At 41.7% G+C, this 18,239-nt stretch carries 17 protein-coding genes; 2 read left to right on the plus strand and 15 right to left on the minus strand.

Annotated features, from left to right (window positions below):
• Positions 1-127: 127 nt before the first annotated feature.
• The 5 genes from A6J31_RS07720 to A6J31_RS07740 form a co-directional block, all read right to left on the minus strand.
• The gene (locus A6J31_RS07720) at positions 128-823 is read right to left on the minus strand and encodes a hypothetical protein (protein ID WP_064521357.1); all 696 of its coding nucleotides are present in this window, start codon (positions 821-823) and stop codon (positions 128-130) included.
• 4 nt (positions 824-827) lie between these two features.
• On the minus strand, positions 828-1,274 hold the full coding sequence (locus A6J31_RS07725) for a LytTR family DNA-binding domain-containing protein (RefSeq protein ID WP_064521356.1): 447 nt from the start codon (positions 1,272-1,274) through the stop codon (positions 828-830).
• Positions 1,275-1,484: 210 nt separating this feature from the next.
• Entirely contained in the window at positions 1,485-3,215 is a 1,731-nt protein-coding gene (locus A6J31_RS07730; protein ID WP_080610869.1) for a zinc ribbon domain-containing protein, read from the minus strand.
• A gap of 46 nt (positions 3,216-3,261) precedes the next feature.
• Complete coding sequence (locus tag A6J31_RS07735; protein WP_080610872.1) at positions 3,262-4,458, minus strand: DUF6574 domain-containing protein; 1,197 nt, start codon at positions 4,456-4,458, stop codon at positions 3,262-3,264.
• A gap of 117 nt (positions 4,459-4,575) precedes the next feature.
• Positions 4,576-5,961 carry a Cof-type HAD-IIB family hydrolase gene (locus A6J31_RS07740; protein ID WP_080610874.1) on the minus strand — a complete coding sequence of 462 codons (1,386 nt, stop codon included), beginning with the start codon at positions 5,959-5,961 and terminating at the stop codon, positions 4,576-4,578.
• 71 nt (positions 5,962-6,032) lie between these two features.
• Between A6J31_RS07740 and A6J31_RS07745 the strand changes: the two genes are divergently transcribed.
• Complete coding sequence (locus A6J31_RS07745; protein ID WP_080610876.1) at positions 6,033-7,001, plus strand: asparaginase; 969 nt, start codon at positions 6,033-6,035, stop codon at positions 6,999-7,001.
• Positions 7,002-7,004: 3 nt separating this feature from the next.
• Positions 7,005-7,148, plus strand: a complete 144-nt coding sequence (locus A6J31_RS11535) for a hypothetical protein (RefSeq protein WP_171966960.1) — start codon at positions 7,005-7,007, stop codon at positions 7,146-7,148.
• A 49-nt stretch (positions 7,149-7,197) separates the two neighbouring features.
• On the opposite strand, the gene A6J31_RS07750 is transcribed toward A6J31_RS11535, so the two are convergent.
• The 10 genes from A6J31_RS07750 to secA form a co-directional block, all read right to left on the minus strand.
• A complete protein-coding gene (locus A6J31_RS07750; protein WP_002884695.1) occupies positions 7,198-7,410 on the minus strand; it encodes a helix-turn-helix domain-containing protein in 213 nt (70 codons plus the stop codon).
• 9 nt (positions 7,411-7,419) lie between these two features.
• Positions 7,420-8,028, minus strand: coding sequence for a DUF2975 domain-containing protein (locus A6J31_RS07755; RefSeq protein WP_080610878.1), 609 nt, complete (start codon positions 8,026-8,028; stop codon positions 7,420-7,422).
• A 193-nt stretch (positions 8,029-8,221) separates the two neighbouring features.
• Positions 8,222-8,659: a hypothetical protein gene (locus A6J31_RS07760; RefSeq protein WP_060971687.1), complete on the minus strand. Its 438-nt coding sequence runs from the start codon at positions 8,657-8,659 to the stop codon at positions 8,222-8,224.
• A gap of 620 nt (positions 8,660-9,279) precedes the next feature.
• Positions 9,280-9,786, minus strand: a complete 507-nt coding sequence (locus A6J31_RS07765; protein WP_080610880.1) for a hypothetical protein — start codon at positions 9,784-9,786, stop codon at positions 9,280-9,282.
• Positions 9,787-9,797: 11 nt separating this feature from the next.
• A complete protein-coding gene (gene recG / locus A6J31_RS07770) occupies positions 9,798-11,816 on the minus strand; it encodes an ATP-dependent DNA helicase RecG (RefSeq protein WP_080611244.1) in 2,019 nt (672 codons plus the stop codon).
• Between the two features lie 130 nt (positions 11,817-11,946).
• Positions 11,947-13,050, minus strand: a complete 1,104-nt coding sequence (gene alr, locus A6J31_RS07775) for an alanine racemase (RefSeq protein WP_080610882.1) — start codon at positions 13,048-13,050, stop codon at positions 11,947-11,949.
• A 27-nt stretch (positions 13,051-13,077) separates the two neighbouring features.
• Positions 13,078-13,431 carry a holo-ACP synthase gene (gene acpS / locus A6J31_RS07780; RefSeq protein ID WP_014635032.1) on the minus strand — a complete coding sequence of 118 codons (354 nt, stop codon included), beginning with the start codon at positions 13,429-13,431 and terminating at the stop codon, positions 13,078-13,080.
• A 5-nt stretch (positions 13,432-13,436) separates the two neighbouring features.
• Positions 13,437-14,465, minus strand: a complete 1,029-nt coding sequence (locus tag A6J31_RS07785) for a 3-deoxy-7-phosphoheptulonate synthase (RefSeq protein WP_080610884.1) — start codon at positions 14,463-14,465, stop codon at positions 13,437-13,439.
• Between the two features lie 84 nt (positions 14,466-14,549).
• Positions 14,550-15,581: a 3-deoxy-7-phosphoheptulonate synthase gene (locus A6J31_RS07790; RefSeq protein ID WP_070437947.1), complete on the minus strand. Its 1,032-nt coding sequence runs from the start codon at positions 15,579-15,581 to the stop codon at positions 14,550-14,552.
• A 19-nt stretch (positions 15,582-15,600) separates the two neighbouring features.
• Positions 15,601-18,150 (minus strand): preprotein translocase subunit SecA, encoded by a 2,550-nt coding sequence (secA, locus tag A6J31_RS07795; protein WP_070575338.1) that lies wholly within the window; start codon positions 18,148-18,150, stop codon positions 15,601-15,603.
• Positions 18,151-18,239: the final 89 nt, after the last annotated feature.

Genomic DNA, 18,239 nt, shown 5'->3' on the forward strand with positions numbered 1-18,239 from the left:
CTTTTTAAAAATTGTTCCTTGTCCCACTCCCTTGAGTATTAGTTGATTTGAAAGACTTGATGAACTTAGAGATCCCAGAGCTATTGCCCTCCTAAATTGTCATGTTTATAGCAACTTCTCTCCTAACTTAATCAATTGAACTCTCACCAACATAGATAATTTCTAAATTACCCAAGGAAACATCTCCTTTGATGTAGAAGTCCTTGCTGGTCAAATTGCTAGGATTTTCCTCATGCTGTACAGCTGAGAGAGAATTATCCACATTCACATGTACTCGCCAATCACTGGGCACATAGAGGCTAAGACTTCCAAGAGAAACGTCCACATCAAACTGGGCAGATGGCCCCTCAATACGGCAATTATCAAAATAGACGGAAGCCTGTCCTAAACTAACATCTGCACTCCCATGCGTAAATTGCTTGTCATTGAGATATTTGGTCACTGCTGAAAAAGTGACATCAATATCATTTCCACCATTATTAGCGTCTGAACCAGTTTCACCCAATCCAAAACGATTCTTTGTTTTACTAGAAGAATGGAAGAGAATGTTCAAGCCAATAACCGCAAGAATGGAAGAAAAAATAAGGACCGAATTAGATACTGGAAGAAAATGGAACTGTCCATTGAGTGAGAAAAGAGCCACAATACCATAGGCGAAACCAAGACCAAAATGTCGCTTCAAAAGACTAGAAAGGGATAAAATAGCTAATAAGACCACCCAGGCCAACATCCAAATACTAATTTCCCATTTTATAAAGTAGTCCTGTACAATTACCAAAGCTGCCAAAAGGATTAAGAGGATCCCAATTAATTTCTTTCTCATTATCTTACCTCATTTCGTTTAGTCGTTCTTTTAAAACTTGATAGTAGCGTCTTGATACATGGACCTGCTTGTGGGTCTGATAGAAATTCACCGTGCTGGTCCCTGAAAAAGACTTTTCCAAAGAATAAATCTGCTTAGCATTAACAATCGTCGATTTGGAAATCCGACAAAAGGCAATCGGAAGCAATTCCTCCAATTCGTAAAGCTTTTGCTTCACCTCATAGGCCTCATCCTTAGTATGACCATAAATTTTCTCCCCGTCTGTTTCAAAAAAGAGAATATCTGCCAAATCCAGAAAATATTCGCTGCGATCCTTATAAAAGGCTAAAGGAACTAACTTTTGCTTTAGAATAGACTCTTGGAGCTGTGATAATTCCTGTGTTAACCGAGGAGCTCGAATCAAGATTTCAGGCTCATCCATGGATGGGTCTAATTCGATTCTAACTTTCATAATACTCCTTTCCTGTCCTTTTGATGCTTCCATTATAACAAGTGCTTTACACAAAACAAGGCCTTTTAGGTAAGTGGCACAGTTTAGCCCCTAAGAGGTAAAAACGGGCAAACAAAAGAACCTGGCAATTACCAGGCTCTCATTTTTAGTGTGGAGGTCTAGCCTCCTATTTGTAATCTGTTCAATGTTAACCAACTGAGAAAGTAACTGTTATTTCACAGTATTTTCACGGCTCACATTTTGCGATTCACCAGCCTTGCCGTTGATACGATAGTTGCTGTAGTCAGAACTGCTACTGCTAGAATCGCTATCATCATCTCCAACGTATTCCACATTACATGACCAAGAGATTTTATCTTTGATATCTCCTGATGACTTGAATTTCGAATCATAACCATAATAGAAATCATAAACTGCTGTAAAGGTCACCTTGAAGGTCTTCTCACCAGTTTGAACGACTTCTGTGACGTCAACATCTGAGAAAGAAATACTATCAGCGGCACGGTTTTTAGCACCTGTAGTATTTTTGTCAATATCAGCCGTTACATCCTTGTACATGGTATCATCAGTACCATTAAGGAAAATGTCAGATACACCATCTGGTGTCGTGTTATGATTAGAAGCGTAGCTACCAAATTTACCGTAGGCAGCGGTCAAGAGACGATCTGCCGTATCACGATCAAGAACACCATCAGCATCTAGAGTAACCGTTTGACCTTCAGAGATTTTCTTAATAGACAGTGTCTCTGTCTTGATAGAGCTACCATCTTCGAAATTCTTCTTGACATAAACGGCTGATGAACCAGCTACTGCTACCTTGTTAACGTCTAGTTTCCCTGAGTTAAGGGTTCCAATCTTGGTACCACCAACGTAGAGGTCTCCATCCTTAAGATTAGACTTAACAGTAAAGCTGAGATACTCTACAGAAAGGTTGACTTCTGTTTTAGAGGTCACATTTTCCTCAGATGAGACAGTGATATCTTGATCATTGACCTTACCAGAAGCCACAAAATTGTAGGTTCCTGGATAGAGATGATTCAATTTAGCCGTGTAGTTATTGCCATCTGTGGTCGCGTAAGAAACCCCGTTAATGGTCACATTCAAATCAGCTGTATTAACAGTCAAATCAACCGTTCCAGGATCTACCACGACTCGCCACTTAGGAAAAATAAGGAACTGACGTCCAACCTTTTGCATACGTTCGCCAGACAGGAGTTGGCTCTTGCTATAGGCTTGTGTACTTTTAGTGTCTGTGTACTTGACTTCAGATGTTTTAATTTCCTTTTTAGTATCAGACCATACTTGGTATTCCAAGCTATCTTTAAAGCTCTTCTTGGCTGCTGCTTCATAACGTTCTGCTACTTGACCACGTGAGTAGTAATAAGAACCAAAGCCGTAACCAGCAAGTGCTAAGACTGCTGCAACAACACCAGCAATAATCAGGATTTTCTTTCCTTTAGTCATAGCTGGCTTGGCTGGTTTCGCAGCCTTACCATCTGAGATAAATTGATGGATGGTTGACACATCATAACCTGAAGACTTACCAAGTAGGAATTCCTCAGGAAGAGGTTGACGCCCAACATAGGTTTTAAAAGCCTTCATCCAGATAGCTTGTGCTTCTTTAGAAGCGGCTTCGGAATTTTCTTCAGCTTGACCTTGATCAGCTTGAGATACTGGTGCAAGCTCCTCTGTTTCTAAAGGAGTCGTTTCCTCTTCGTCACCAAGCGGTACATCTTCAAATACTTCCTCGGCAACGTCATACTCATCCACTTCTTCTGTTGGTTCAGAAGGAGTGGCTTCTTGGTCCAAGCCCATTGCCGCAATGCCTTTAATAGCCTTTAAGTCAAAGTCTGCTTTCTGGCCTTCTTCAATCTCCAAAGCATGGGGCGGACGACCAACTGCCTTTTCAAATAAATCAATCCACTTTTCTTTTGTTGCCATAAAGACTCCTATAAACTTACTTTTTCAAAAAATGCTAGAGGTTTACTTAGAATAAAAGACCTATTAAAAATGATGACATGATAGCAAATACGATTGCAAACAAAATTACCAAAATCACACCATTCAACAGTGCTGCCAAGATCAATTGATAGAACTTATCAGCCTTCCAAGCCGTTTTTACAGGTACAATTGTAAAGATGTTAGCCAGTACAAACAAAACACTAACGATATTAAACAAGAAGCTAGGGAAGCCAACAAGTCCAATAGCTCCGAACAAGATTGTTACGAGCAAGATTGGCAAGGCCAATGATGTCAAGCGACCAAAACGGTCAAAGCTATTCAAAAAAGTAGTCTCAGGATCACGGAAGATGGCCTTACGTGTCACAAATCCTGCCAAGATAAAGGCAAAGATGAAGAGGAAGGCAGCTAGGATACTTGCGAAGAAAGCTCCAAAACCAATGCTAGACGTATGACTTGAAATTGAAGATGAATAACTATCTGTTCCATAAGAACCAAACAGACTAGACAATGCGTTTGTTGTTGATACAACTGAGCTAACAAGTTTACGTGCCATAGCGCTCAAAATTGCAAATGATGCAAATCCAGTGAAAAGTGACAAGAAGATATAGTTAAGCCAACCATTGTGTTTACCATAATCTGTCATGTCAGCTGGACGACGCCATGCATTAAGCAACCATGTCCAGTAGTTTTTGAAAGTTGTCGCAAATGCTGATGGTTGTGCTGGAACAACTACGGCTTGTCCATTGATAAATTGAACGTTTTGACCTGGTTGAAGAGGTTGACCGTTAGCAAAAGCTGCTTGTTGACCAGCTTGTGGTTGCGCCGCTTGATTTGGTACTCCTTGTACTGGAGCAGCTTGAGCACCCGCAAAGGTTGGTTGTGGTTGTGCTGCCTGAGCATTTGCAAAAGGAGCTTGCGGTTGTGCGTCTTGTGCACTCGCAAAAGTCGGTTGTTGTTGCGCTTCTTGGGCACCAGCGAAAGTTGGCTGTGGTTGCGCTTCTTGGGCACCAGCGAAAGTTGGCTGTGGTTGCGCCTCTTGGGCTGGTGTTTCTTGAACATTAGCGAAAGCTGGTTGCGCTGGCGCTTCTTGTGTTGGGGCAGTTTCTACTGCTGGTGCGTCATCTTGGAACTCACCAGCTGCAAGTGCTGCTGCAATTTCTTCTTCAGTCGCTGAACGACCATTGATGGCTTCAAAAAAGTCTAACCAATCTGCTTTAGTCATAATAATCTCCTTAAAAATACATAGAATGTCTTTATTTTATCACAAATAAATACATTAATAAATGTCATTTTTATTAGAAAAAGGCTTGGAGCAAACTGTCCAAACCTTTATATCTTCTTACTTATTTCTTTGTAGAGATTTTTGAATCTGACGATCCAGCTCTCGTTTAATGTGTGGTTCTGGTGCAAATCGCTCTTCCCAGTCACTTGGTTTAAGAATTTTGTGGGTCACGGGATCAAAGTGAGCCTTGCCATCGGGGAAAATTTTCCCCATATTAGCCTCATGAACTGTATCAAAGAAAGGTTTAGGATCCACCCCCATAAGAACAAATGAACCATAGGTCAAGTAAAGCAAGTCAGTCAAAGCATCCACCTGACCAACCATCGTTGACTCTGAGTGCTCTTTAGAACTAACTTTGAGAGCTGCCTTATCAAGAGCAGCATGCAAATCCAGAACAGCCTGACCAAAGACACGCTTGTCCCCACCTGATGAAGCATAAAGAAATTCGACGATTTCTTCCAACTTGAAGTCCGCACGGTGACCAGCTTCCTCGATACCGTAAACACGAGGCATGTCGTTAGTTGAGCCATCCATCAAATGGTGGAAATCCTTAACCTTGTTGAAGTTGCCATCATCACTGGTAAATGAATTTTCTGTCTCAAAATGAATCAAACCGTAGTGTGACAAGGCTTTGGCAATCCCATTCTGGTTATTAGTATCAGTGACATGGGTAGCCTGGTCTTTCAGCTCGTCTTCACCATTACCCATGGCAACACCAATGCCGACGCCAGACAGCATTTCTAGGTCATTTTCCGAATCCCCGAAGGCCATAACCTCACTGAGTTCGAAACCAAAAACCTCACCTAGATGAGCGATACCTTTCAACTTAGATTGGTCCGCTGAAATAATATCGGCTGAATAAGGGCTTGAACGGGTAATCTTCACATGAGGAAACTTTTCTTCAATATCTTCTGTTTCCCCCACCGTCGCTACCATAACCACCTGATAAATAGGCTCACGCATGATAGTCTTAAGAGTCTCAATACTTTGTGGCTTGAAACGACGAATCAAAGACTTGAAACTACGTTCCACCATCTTAGCCCAGGACTTAGGGACAATACGGCTGACGATTTGTCCAAACTTACTCGTTCCCATACTAATAATATTGGAACCAACTAGACCTGTGCTAGTCCCTAGAGAAATCTCTCTACGGTGCTTGGTGGCATAGCGAATCAAGTTGTAGACTGTTGATTTAGGGAGCTGATTTTGATACAGGACCTTGTCATGAGTCAAAATATATTGACCATTATAAGTGACTGCAAAATCCAGACCCAGATTGTCCATGAAAGGCTGAACAAATCCTGGACCACGACCTGTTGCCAAACCAACCAAGATACCATCTTCCTTCATTTGACTGATAGCTTTTTTGGTTGAACTTGACACACGTTTTCGGTCATTTAGAAAAGTCCCATCAATATCAAAAAAGACTGCTTTAATGGCCACAGAGCTCCCCTCCTTCTAACATATTATGCTAAAATAAATTATAACATATAATATAATGGTGAGTAATATAAATGACAAAAAAAATCCTAGTCCTTCACACTGGAGGAACAATTTCCATGTCAGCGGATAATGATGGCAAGGTCAGTCAAAACGATGATAATCCTATGAACCATGTGGGACTTGATTTAGACAATTTAGAACTAACCGTTCTCGATTTTCTTAATATCCCTAGCCCACATATCACACCCTACCACATGCTGGATATTTACAAAAAAATCAAGGAAACAGCTGGTCAATATGATGGTGTGGTCATCACTCATGGGACAGATACCTTGGAAGAAACAGCCTACTTCCTAGATACCATGGCCGTCCCTGAGATTCCAATCGTTCTAACTGGTGCCATGCGTTCGTCAAACGAGCTAGGAAGCGACGGGGTCTACAACTATCTATCAGCCCTACGTGTTGCCAGTGATGACAAGGCCGCTGACAAAGGAATCCTCGTCGTGATGAATGATGAAATCCATGCAGCCAAGTATGTGACTAAGACCCATACCACAAACGTGGCAACCTTCCACACACCAACCCATGGTCCACTAGGTATCATCATGAAGCATGATATCCTCTGGTTCAAAACTGCTGAGCCTCGTGTTCGCTTTGATTTGGAACAAATTACAGGAACAGTACCAATCATAAAAGCCTATGCAGGGATGGGTATTGGAGATGGTATCATCAGTCTCCTGGATCCTGAGAAGATTGACGGTGTCGTCATCGAAGCCCTGGGTGCTGGAAACCTCCCACCACTAGCTGCAGGAGAAATCACAAAGCTTATGGAAAAAGGTGTCCCTGTTGTGCTCGTTTCCCGCTGCTTCAACGGTATCGCCGAACCTGTCTACGCCTATGAAGGAGGTGGGGGCAAACTCCAAGAAGCTGGCGTAATGTTTGTTAAAGAACTCAATGCACCAAAAGCTCGCCTCAAACTCCTCATCGCACTCAGTGCCGGACTCAAAGGTCAAGAATTGAAAGACTATATCGAGGGATAAGACATGAAACTTAGTATTGAAGCAACCGATAAATTGGAAAATAAAGATTTCCACTATGAACTAACCATCTCAAAAACACATATCGCCATGGTCTGTGGTACCGTGCTAGCCAGTCTAGCCCTGGTCGCATGGTTGAAGAAAAAATAAAAAGCTTGAAGCATGGTCACCAGAAAGGTGACTGAAATGCTTCAGGCTTTTAGTTTTCTTCGTCAGGTCTATATTCAAGAATATCTCCTGGTTGGCAATCTAACTCTTTACAAATAGCGTCCAGTGTTGTAAAACGGATTGCCTTGGCCTTGCCTGTCTTAAGAACCGAGAGATTGGCTGGGGTAATACCAATCCGTTCTGCCAGCTCACCCGAGCGCATCTTCTTCTTGGCAAGTTCAACGTCCAAATTGACAATAATCATAAGCCCCTCCTAAATCGTATACTCATTTTCCTCAGCAATGGCATTAGCCTTAGTCAAAATCATAGCAACAGCATAGAGGACAAAGCTAACTAGCAAATAACTGATATTAAAGAAACTATAACTCTGGTTGCCTGTTCCAAATGTAAAGATACCATTATTGATAAAAGCCCCAAGAACTAGCAAATGCGCTGACCAACGAACCAACTTGGCATTTTTAGCGATGAAAATATCAGAACGATAAAGGTTAATCAGAAAGGCACGTAGGCACAACAAGAAACCTATGTTGACTACCATACGAAGGAAATCAATGGTTGCTGCAAAAAGCGTCAGACTAGGACCCTTGCTTTTCACGGTAACTCCCGACCCAAGAAGCATACGCAAACCTTGTTGTAAGAGTCCTTCATGACCAGTCAGAATAAAGGCGTCATTAAGAATGGTAATAACAAGACTTAAAAAGCCCGCAAAAAGGAGGACATTAACGAACAAGAGAACACTACGAAGTCGTTTTTGTTCTTGCGTTTCCTGACGATTTTTAGCACTTTTAGCCGATTTCCAACCATAATAACTAGAGCCAGCCAAGGCTAGGACGATTAAAAAATAGAATAAGATAGTTGTCATGTGTTACCTCGATTGTAAATACATTTTGATTTTTTGGGAGTATAGACTAGAAAAAGCCAAGGTGCCTCTAGGAGTCCTTAACCTTATACTAAATCAGCAGCTAACTATTAACAGTATCAATTATATCGAATATCAATATAAAATACTAGTTTATAGATAAGATTTTACTACTTTTCAAATAAGATTCCTTCAATTATTTGACAGCTGTTTGTCCCTTACGAAGACGAACAGCATCACAAGCTAGAGAGACCAAGAGGAGCCAGACTGATGTGCTGAAGTCCACTACAAGGTGATTAGTCGTTCCCAACTGTAAGAAGATATTCAAGGCTGATGGCACAAAGGTTAGAAGAGCAGCCTTTTTCAAGAAGAGAGAAAAATCTTCTGTCCAAAATGCCTTCCAAGTAAAGTCTTTAAACTCTTTACGAAGGAGACAAATCAAGGCAAGATAGAAGGCAAATTGTAACTCTGATACAAGCCAGTAACCCCATCCAGAAAGGTAATGAACCTCAGCACCTGGGAAAAGATTAGTCACATCAACAAAAGGAAGGATAAGTAAAGCAAGCATTGCAAGACCGTAGATTGCCATAAGAAGAATAAGAACTGCGTTGATGATTGATTTAAGTGTTTTCATGATAAGTATTTCCTTTATTAAATAGTTTTTGGTATATAATTTCTCTTTTTCGCGAATAAGATTATCTTTATCGAAAACTTATTATCGTTTATCGATAATTATATATTACACTCTTTATTTCTCCTTGTCAACACATTTTTATCGTTTTTCGATATTTTTTATCTAAAATTCAAAAAATAAAAACCAGTCAAGAAAATCTCAACTGGTTAGCTTACTTATGTTAATCGCCTAGACTGGTCATGCTTCCGTCTAGACTTTTTATGAGTTTAAGAAGAGGGATTCTACGTTATGAAAAAAAGGAAAAAAGGGATTTTGGAAAATGAGGGATGAAAGTTGTAGAATATGGGTAAATTTAGCCTCTTCCTAGCATCAATACTAGTTTTGATAAACCTTAAAGTCTTGAGGATGCTTCTGGAAATTTCGGTTGTAGGTTACTTTAATTTTTACTGTCATTGTTTTGTCCTCCTTCGTAGGAATGGTTTGGCTAAGCCAAAACGTTTTATTATCAAAACCTATCTCGTTTTGATGGTTTTATTATAGGTGTCCTAACTTAAAGAAAGCTTGTAATAAGCTTGAAGGAAACTTAAAACTCTCAGTAAGTTTACTGAGAGTTTTTCTGTCTAAAGCATGGATAAAAGATTCCCCAAGACCAGAGCCACCCAAACGGCATAGCGAATTGTCGCATGATAGCGGTAACTTTCAATAACCTTGGGTAGCTTTGTAAAGAGATAGGCAATGTAAGCAACTATGGAAAGAAAATACCCTTTAAAATTCCAGGACGAGCCTAAGATACTAAAATCTTCGAATAGGGGCACAAGCATCAGTACAGCCGTAAGCATACACCAGACCGGCAAAAGCGTCCTTTCCTTTTGATGCTGTATATGTATAATCAGCTGAGCTATAAAACCCGCGACGTACATAATCAGTAATATCGAACAAGCTAGAGAGATAAGAAGTGAATAAAAATATAGGGTATGAAAGTCCGTCTTTCCTTCTATCAGCTTTGCCAATTCGGTAATAAACCAAATCAAGATGAAGGCGAAAAAATAAAACAGGAGACCTAACATCATAAGAAATAAGGGATGCAAGATAGCAAAAAAATCGATTTTTAACCGTTTCTTTTTCATGGGTTCCCTCCTCAATCAAACTCGCCTTGGCTTCTCAAATGAGCTCCTAGCACCTGCCAATCAGGATTCTCGCGCCAGTTAGGGTCAGATACAATTTGGCTGGCCACACGCCTTGCTTCTTCTAGGATATTATAGTCTTCCACAATATCAGCCACTTGAAATTCAGGAATTCCTGACTGACGTGTTCCAAAGATTTCTCCTGAACCACGCATTTTAAGGTCCTCTTCTGCTAGAACAAAACCATCCGTAGTCTCACACATGGCCTGCATGCGTTTTTTCCCGGTATCATTTTTAGGATTAGCCACTAAAACACAGTAGGACTGCTTATGGCCACGACCTACACGTCCACGAAGTTGGTGAAGCTGGCTAAGTCCAAAGCGGTCGGCATCCATAATGACCATAACCGTAGCATTTGGCACGTTAACCCCCACTTCGATAACTGTAGTTGATACTAAAATCTGAGATTTTTTATCCTTGAAATCTTGCATAATTTGGTCTTTTTCATCATTTTTCATGCGACCGTGCATCAGAGCTACTGTAGCTGAATCACCAAAGAAATCTGTGAGTTCCTGATGAAGGGCCACCGCATTTTTCAAATCGAGAGCCTCAGACTCTTCAATCAGAGGTGAAATAAAATAGACCTGAGCATCTTTGTCCAACTCGCCCTTGATCCAAGTCAGTACGGTATCTAGTTGCTCATGTTTAACCCAACGGGTAATAATGGGCTTACGTCCAGCCGGCATCTGGTCAATGATTGACACATCCATCTCTCCAAAGGCAGTGATCGCCAAGGTCCTAGGGATAGGTGTCGCTGTCATCATAAGGACATCAGGATTGTCACCTTTCTCACGGAAAATACGACGTTGATTAACCCCAAAACGGTGCTGCTCATCAGTAATTACTAGCCCAAGCCTGTGATAAGTCACAGCATCCTGAATCAGTGAGTGAGTCCCCACGATCATCTGAGCCTCCCCAGATTCGATTTTGGAAAGAGCTACTTTTTTGTCCGCCGCCTTCATCCCAGAAGTTAGGAGCACTACCTCTAGCTCAGGAAAAAGCCCCTGTAAACTTTGATAGTGCTGCTCTGCTAAGATTTCCGTCGGTACCATGAGGGCAGACTGCAAGCCTGCCGTATAGGCTCCATACATGGCAAGGCTAGCGATAACTGTTTTCCCTGAGCCCACATCTCCTTGTAAGAGACGGTTCATATGAGCCCCAGATTTCATATCAGCTAGGATTTCCGATAAACTGCGCTGTTGGGCTTCTGTCAAGGGAAATGGTAATTCTGCAATTTTGTCTTTGATTTTAGCTTCATCGTAAGCAATTGCTAGACCATTGGTTTCGGACTTATTCTCAGCCTTCAGTACCTGTAAATTCATCTGGAAATAAAAGAGCTCCTCAAACTTTGTCCTACGTAGAGCCTGCTTATATTCAGCCAAATCTTTCGGAAAATGCATGGCACGCACAGCCTCTTGGCGTCCCATGAGACGATACTTGTCCATAAGCACCTGTGGGAGACTCTCCTCCAACAAATTCAAGGCCCCACTATCAAAAGCTGCCTTTATAGCCTTTATCAGCTGGGCCTGACTAACACCCTGGGCCACATGATAGACTGGCTGCATATCGTCCTCAACTTGAGCCAAGACTTTCATGCCAGTCACTGCAGACTTCTTCTGGTCCCATTTGCCAAAAATAGCCACTTCTGCCCCCATCTCAATCTTGTCTACAAGATAAGGCTGGTTGAAGAAACTAATGGCAATCACTGCTTCTCCTTGCTTGATTTTAAAACTCAGACGATTACGTTTAAAGCCATAATATTGCACATTAGCAGGGGTCACCACCGTTCCCGTAATAACAGCCTTTTCGCCATCCATCAGTTCAAAGATAGACTTACTCTTAAAATCTTCATATCGGAAAGGAAAATAAAGCAAGAGGTCCCCAACCGTGTGCAAATCTAATTTGGTAAATTTTTCAGCGGACTTAGGACCAAAACCTTTCAAATCCGCAATTGGTGAATCTAGTCGAATCATATCCTCTATCATTTCTATCGTGTTCTTCTCCTCGTGAAAGAGGAAGCCTTATCAGCTATTATAACACATGAAAATGGTCTTCACTAAAATCAAAAAATCCAGTATCAAACTGGATTTCTCTTTATTTATATTAGTCATAGCTACGAGGTACACGATCACTAAGCAAACAAAGGACTTCGTAGTTGATAGTGCCACGTTTTTCAGCCACCTCTGTCGCAGTGATGCTTGCTCCCCCATTTTCCCCCATAAGAGTGACAGGAGTTCCTAGGGGATAAACCTTAGGAAGTCGAACAGTGATCTGGTCCATAGACACACGCCCAACAATAGGACAAAGCTGGCCATCCACAACAACGTGGAAACCTTGTAAATCTCTGGTCCAACCATCCGCATAGCCAATCGGAATGGTTCCAATAACCTCATCAGCTGTCGTCGTATACGTTGCACCATAACCCACATCTTGACCTGCTGGCAGGGTCTTAACATGAACAAGTGCTGTCTCCAAGCTTAAAGCAGGACGAATGTTATAGGGAAGGTCTAAAGCACTGCCACTAGGATTGAGACCATAGATGACGACACCTAGACGTACCGCATTAAAGACTGTTTCTGCATGCCAGATACTTGTCGCAGAGTTGCTAGCATGTACCAAGCGAGGGCGGTCCACCAAGTTATTAACCAAATCCGTGAAGAAGGCCAATTGACGCTTGAATTTACTATCATCTGCCTCATCAGCTGTTGCAAAATGGGTAAAAATACCTTCGACATCCGCACCAAGTGACTTCAGACCAGCAATCAAACTATCTGCATCTCCTTGGCTACGCACCCCAATGCGTCCCATACCTGAATCAATCTTAATATGACAGGTCAAACCAGTCAAATCAAGCCCTTGCTTCTTAGCTATTTCCAACCACTCAAGCGAAGCTACCGTCAGAGTGATGTTTTCTTGAATAGCCAAAGGAACCTCGTCTGGCAAGACGACTCCTAAAATAAGTATCGGTTGCTCTAAGCCAGCCTGACGGAGTTCAAGTGCCTCGTCTAGGTTGGAAACACAAAAACCATCTACCTGTTTAGACAAATGCTTGGCCACCGCAACAGCCCCATGACCATAAGCGTTGGCCTTAACAACTGCAAAAGTCTGCACCTTTTTAGGAATGTGACTAACCACTTGTTCAATATTTTCTGAAATTGCTGATAGATCAACCTTTGCCAAGGTTGGTCGATGTAAACTTGAAATCATAAGCTATCCTCTTCCAACATCTATCTCTTAGTTTTTTTCTAAAATGACACTTGCCTGAACAAAATCACCGCTATGAGAAATCGAGATGAAGACATTGCCTTCAAAAGGCGACTGGGTCACCACTGGCGCGCCCTTGTCATTGGTCAAAATTTCAATATCCTTAAAGCCGACTGCTCCAATACCTGTACCCCAGGCCTTTGAAAATGCTTCCTTACCGGCCCAGCGACCTGCTAAATAGGATATCTGACGATTGCCAGAAAGGGATTCAAAACGCTCCCACTCTTTTGGTGTCAATACCTTTTTTGCAAAACGTGGATTGCGGTCATAAGCCTTTTTAACAGCTGAAATTTCCTGCAAGTCTATACCATGTCCAAAAATCATAATTGTTACGAAAGTCGATTGTGGATTTCACGAATAAGACTATCTGTCTTATCCCAACCAAGACATGGATCTGTGATTGATTTACCGTAAACTTCAGGTGTGTCTTGACGACCATCCTCAAGGTAAGACTCAATCATAAAGCCACGCACGGTATCCGCGATACGCTCATCCCACTCACGGTTAAGAAGGACTTCACGCACAATGCGAACTTGTTCCATGAAGTTTTTACCAGAGTTATCATGGTTTGTATCAACAAGAATAAATGGGTTTTCCAAATTAAATGCACTATACTTGTCCAAAGCCTTAACCAAGTCTTCGAAATGGTAGTTGACAATGTTCTGACTATTTTCATTGTTGGCACCACGCAAGATAGCGTGAGCGAGTGGGTTACCATCTGTTTTAACTTCAGCGCCATTGTAAAGGAAATGCTGTTGGTTCTGCGCAGCATAGATACCATTAAACATGACATTCAAATTCCCTGACGTTGGGTTCTTCAAACCAATTGGCACATCAATACCTGAAGCTACAAAGCGGTGTTCTTGGTCCTCAACCGAACGTGCTCCAACAGCGTGGTAGCTAAGCAAATCATCAAAGAAGGAAAGATTTGACGGATAAAGCATCTCATCAGCGATTGGGAGGCCTGTTTCAGTAATAATACGTGACTGAAGGTGGCGAACCGCCTTAACCCCAGCAAGAAGGTCTACATCACCCTCTGCATCTGGCTGGTGGATAAGCCCCTTATAACCGTCCCCATTAGTACGTGGTTTAGCTGTATAAACACGCATAACAATAAAGATTTTGTCCTTCACTTCTTCCTGAAGTTTGGCCAAACGGTGAGCATAGTCAAGAACGGCTTCTTCATTATCAGATGAACATGGACCAATAACCAAGAGAATACGTTTGTCCTCACCCTTGATAATTTTTGCCAAGGCCTCATCATTAGCCTGTTTAGTTACTAGTGCGTCTCCCGTAAGAGCATGCAATTTCCTTACTTCCGCTACATCAATCAGCGGACTATTTTGATGAATTCCCATCTATTTCCCTCTCTTTGTGAAAAGAGAGCGAACCGCTTGGTCATCCAAACGGTTCACTCCCCATATATGGTTTCTGTTACCTTATTATTTTGACAAAGTATCGTGGATTTCACGAATCAATTCTTCTGTCTTATCCCAACCAAGACATGGGTCAGTGATTGATTTACCATAGACATCTGGCGCATCTTGACGGCCATCTTCAAGGTAAGATTCAATCATGAAACCACGTGCCACTTTGTTGATTTTTTCATTCCAATCACGGTTAATCAAGGTTTGACGAACGATACGGATTTGTTCCAAGTAACGTTTACCTGAGTTATCATGGTTTGTATCAATAACGATGAATGGATTTTCAAGGCCCATTTGTTCATAGTGTTCGATTGTTTCAAGAACATCATCATAGTAGAAGTTAGGCACGTTTTTACCATATTCATTCGTTGAACCACGAAGAATAACGTGTGCCAATGCGTTCCCTGGAGTTTCAACTTCTTCACCGTTAAAGAGGAAGTTTTGTTTGTTTTGTGCGGCGTAGATACCATTAAACATGACGTTAAGGTTCCCTGATGTTGGGTTCTTCATACCAGTTGGAACATCAATACCTGACGCAACAAAACGGTGTTGTTGGTCTTCTACAGAACGTGCACCAACGGCAATGTATGACACAAGGTCATCTACCAAAGGAAGGTTTTCTGGGTAAAGCATTTCATCAGCAGTTGTGATACCAGTTTCAGTGATAACACGGTAGTGAAGATTACGCACAGCCTTGATACCGTTAATTAGGTTTGGTTTCCCTTCAGCATCAGGTTGGTGTACAAGTCCTTTATAGCCATCACCATTTGTACGAGGTTTAGCTGTATAGACACGCATAACCATAAAGACTTTATCTTTAACTTCTTCTTGAAGTTTAGCCAAACGGTGAGCATAATCAAGAACAGCTTCTTCATTATCAGATGAACATGGACCGATAACCAAAAGCGTACGGTCATCTTCACCCTTGATGATTGCTTCAAGCTCTTTATCACGAGCTTGTTTCTTGGCAAGGGCTTCACCTGTTAATGTCGTTGATTCTTTAACTGCATCAAAATCAATTTTTTCACTTACTGCTTTAAAAACCATAATAATTACCTATTTTTTCCTAAAATTGTTTACGACCGTGACAATTTTTAAATTTCTTACCAGAGCCACATGGACAGAAGTCATTACGACCAACCTTACTAAAGTCAATTTCTTGACCATTAGCATCTGCTTGGTGGGCCTGAATATTGCCTGTTGCTGTTGTCGAAACACGTTCATTCACATTTTCACGAGATTGTTCATGAATTTGTGCTTTCATCATTGTACGTGTCACATCATATTCAATTGCCCCAATCATATCTTGGAACATCTTGAACCCTTCAGATTGATACTCAACGATTGGGTTGTTTTGTGCATAACCACGCAAACCAACGGCATTACGTAATTGATCTAGAGCATCGATGTGGTCCGTCCACTTGTTATCAACAACCATCAAAATCAAGACTTTTTGGAATTCACGGATAGCTTCCTCTGAACGCAATTTCTTGATTTGACGAGCATAAACATCATCTGCTAACTCATTCAAGTAAACTTTAATAGCGTCATAATTAACACTACGTTTCGTTACCTCTCCCACTTCTTGTAAATCTTCAAGTGAGATGGCATTCTCAGGAACCAAGGCCTGACGAGCAAAGTTCAAGATACCTTTAAGAGCTTCCTCTTGATCATTGCGGCTGTGACCATCTACCGTACGGTTAATCGTACGCTTAATCATAGCCTTAATCTCAGGTTCAAGGTCACGTTCCGCTGTGATAACATCATAACGCTCAGCGTAGATGATTTCACGTTGTTCACGCATAACGTCATCGTACTGAAGGACTTGTTTACGAGTATCGTAGTTATTTCCTTCGACACGTTTTTGAGCCGCTTCCACTTGGCGTGTCAACATACGTGATTTGATAACAATATCTTCATCATCAGCATTCAAACGTTCCAAGACTTGTTTGATACGATCAGAACCGAAACGACGCATCAATTCGTCTTCAAGTGAAAGATAGAATTGAGATTCTCCTGGGTCCCCTTGACGTCCCGCACGACCACGCAACTGGTTATCGATACGACGGCTTTCGTGACGCTCTGTACCAATGACACAGAGTCCACCAAGGTCAAGAACCCCTTCACCAAGTTTGATGTCGGTACCACGACCGGCCATGTTGGTCGCAATTGTAACGGCACCACGTTGACCCGCATTCATGATAATATGCGCTTCTTTTTCGTGGTTCTTGGCATTAAGCACTTCATGAGGAATACCTGCTTCAACCAACATCTTAGAAATCAAGTCAGATGTTTCAACGGCAACCGTACCAACAAGGACTGGCTGTCCCTTTTCATAACGACGTTTAACATCTTGTACCACTGCGCGGAATTTAGCATCCAAGGTAGGGTAAAGAAGGTCATCGTGGTCAATACGTTGAATTGGACGGTTAGTTGGAATCGGAATAATTCGCATGTTGTAAATTTCACGGAATTCATCTTCCTCAGTTTTACCAGTACCAGTCATCCCTGACAATTTCTTGTACATACGGAACATATTTTGGTAAGTGATTGAGGCAGATGTCTTCGTTTCTTCTTGAACTGGCACACCTTCTTTTGCCTCAATGGCTTGGTGGAGCCCATCTGAGAAACGACGTCCTTCCATGGTACGACCTGTAAATTGGTCAACGATAAGAATTTCTTGCTCAGGACTGACCACATAGTCAATATCATGCAACATGATGTAGTTGGCACGAAGGGCGTTGTCAATATAGTGAGTCAAGGCAACATTATCAATATCGTACAAGTTGTCCAAGTTAAAGAATTCTTCAGCCTTGTCAATACCTGAGTCATTCAAACCAATCGTTTTTGTTGGAATATCAATGGCATAATCATCCTCTGTCAAGGTCTTAACAAAGGCATCCGCACGGTGATATAACTGATTAGTTTCTGAACTTACAGGACCTGATACAATCAATGGTGTACGAGCTTCGTCGATAAGAACTGAGTCAACCTCATCGACCAAGGCATAGTTCAATGGACGTTGTACCATGTTTTCCTTACGAACAACCATGTTATCACGAAGATAGTCGAAACCTACCTCTGAGTTGGTTGAGTAAGTGATGTCACAGTTGTAAGCTTCACGTTTTTCAGCTGGTGATTTGGCTGAAAGGTTAATCCCTACTGACAAACCAAGCCAACTATAGAGCTCACCCATTTCAGTCGCATCACGCTCTGAAAGGTATTCGTTAACGGTGATAACGTGTACACCTTCACCTGAAATAGCATTTAGGTAAACAGGCATGGTCGCAGTCAGGGTTTTCCCTTCCCCTGTACGCATCTCTGGTACGTCACCATGGTGAAGAACGATACCACCCATGATTTGCACACGATATGGGAAAAGTCCAAGGACACGTTTTGCCCCTTCACGAACAACTGCAAATGCCTCTGGCAAGAGTTGGTCTAGGCTTTCTCCGTTTTGATATCGTTTTTTAAATTCTTCTGTTTTTGCCTGAAGTTCTTCATCTGAAAGAGCCGCCATTGCATCAGCATAGCTCTCGACTTTCTTGGCAGTTTTTTCTAGTTTCTTAATTTCGCCTTTATCATTTTCAATGATTTTGCGTAATATATTTGCCATCTTTTTTCCTTTCGACAGTCTTTATCTCCATATTTTACCACAAAAGCCCCCTTTAAACAAGAAATCACTCAAGGATTGACAAAGAAAAA

This window comes from Streptococcus sp. FDAARGOS_192, assembly GCF_002073815.2.
Classification (GTDB): Bacteria; Bacillota; Bacilli; order Lactobacillales; family Streptococcaceae; genus Streptococcus; species Streptococcus salivarius_H.

Excerpts from the sequence above, each read along its gene's own strand:
- A6J31_RS07720 (WP_064521357.1), bottom strand. The coding sequence starts at position 823 with ATGAGAAAGAAATTAATTGGGATCCTCTTAATCCTTTTGGCAGCTTTG.
- A6J31_RS07725 (WP_064521356.1), bottom strand. The coding sequence starts at position 1,274 with ATGAAAGTTAGAATCGAATTAGACCCATCCATGGATGAGCCTGAAATC.
- A6J31_RS07730 (WP_080610869.1), bottom strand. The coding sequence starts at position 3,215 with ATGGCAACAAAAGAAAAGTGGATTGATTTATTTGAAAAGGCAGTTGGT.
- A6J31_RS07735 (WP_080610872.1), bottom strand. The coding sequence starts at position 4,458 with ATGACTAAAGCAGATTGGTTAGACTTTTTTGAAGCCATCAATGGTCGT.
- A6J31_RS07745 (WP_080610876.1), top strand. The coding sequence starts at position 6,033 with ATGACAAAAAAAATCCTAGTCCTTCACACTGGAGGAACAATTTCCATG.
- A6J31_RS11535 (WP_171966960.1), top strand. The coding sequence starts at position 7,005 with ATGAAACTTAGTATTGAAGCAACCGATAAATTGGAAAATAAAGATTTC.
- A6J31_RS07750 (WP_002884695.1), bottom strand. The coding sequence starts at position 7,410 with ATGATTATTGTCAATTTGGACGTTGAACTTGCCAAGAAGAAGATGCGC.
- A6J31_RS07755 (WP_080610878.1), bottom strand. The coding sequence starts at position 8,028 with ATGACAACTATCTTATTCTATTTTTTAATCGTCCTAGCCTTGGCTGGC.
- A6J31_RS07760 (WP_060971687.1), bottom strand. The coding sequence starts at position 8,659 with ATGAAAACACTTAAATCAATCATCAACGCAGTTCTTATTCTTCTTATG.
- A6J31_RS07765 (WP_080610880.1), bottom strand. The coding sequence starts at position 9,786 with ATGAAAAAGAAACGGTTAAAAATCGATTTTTTTGCTATCTTGCATCCC.
- recG (WP_080611244.1), bottom strand. The coding sequence starts at position 11,816 with ATGATTCGACTAGATTCACCAATTGCGGATTTGAAAGGTTTTGGTCCT.
- alr (WP_080610882.1), bottom strand. The coding sequence starts at position 13,050 with ATGATTTCAAGTTTACATCGACCAACCTTGGCAAAGGTTGATCTATCA.
- acpS (WP_014635032.1), bottom strand. The coding sequence starts at position 13,431 with ATGATTTTTGGACATGGTATAGACTTGCAGGAAATTTCAGCTGTTAAA.
- A6J31_RS07785 (WP_080610884.1), bottom strand. The coding sequence starts at position 14,465 with ATGGGAATTCATCAAAATAGTCCGCTGATTGATGTAGCGGAAGTAAGG.
- A6J31_RS07790 (WP_070437947.1), bottom strand. The coding sequence starts at position 15,581 with ATGGTTTTTAAAGCAGTAAGTGAAAAAATTGATTTTGATGCAGTTAAA.
- secA (WP_070575338.1), bottom strand. The coding sequence starts at position 18,150 with ATGGCAAATATATTACGCAAAATCATTGAAAATGATAAAGGCGAAATT.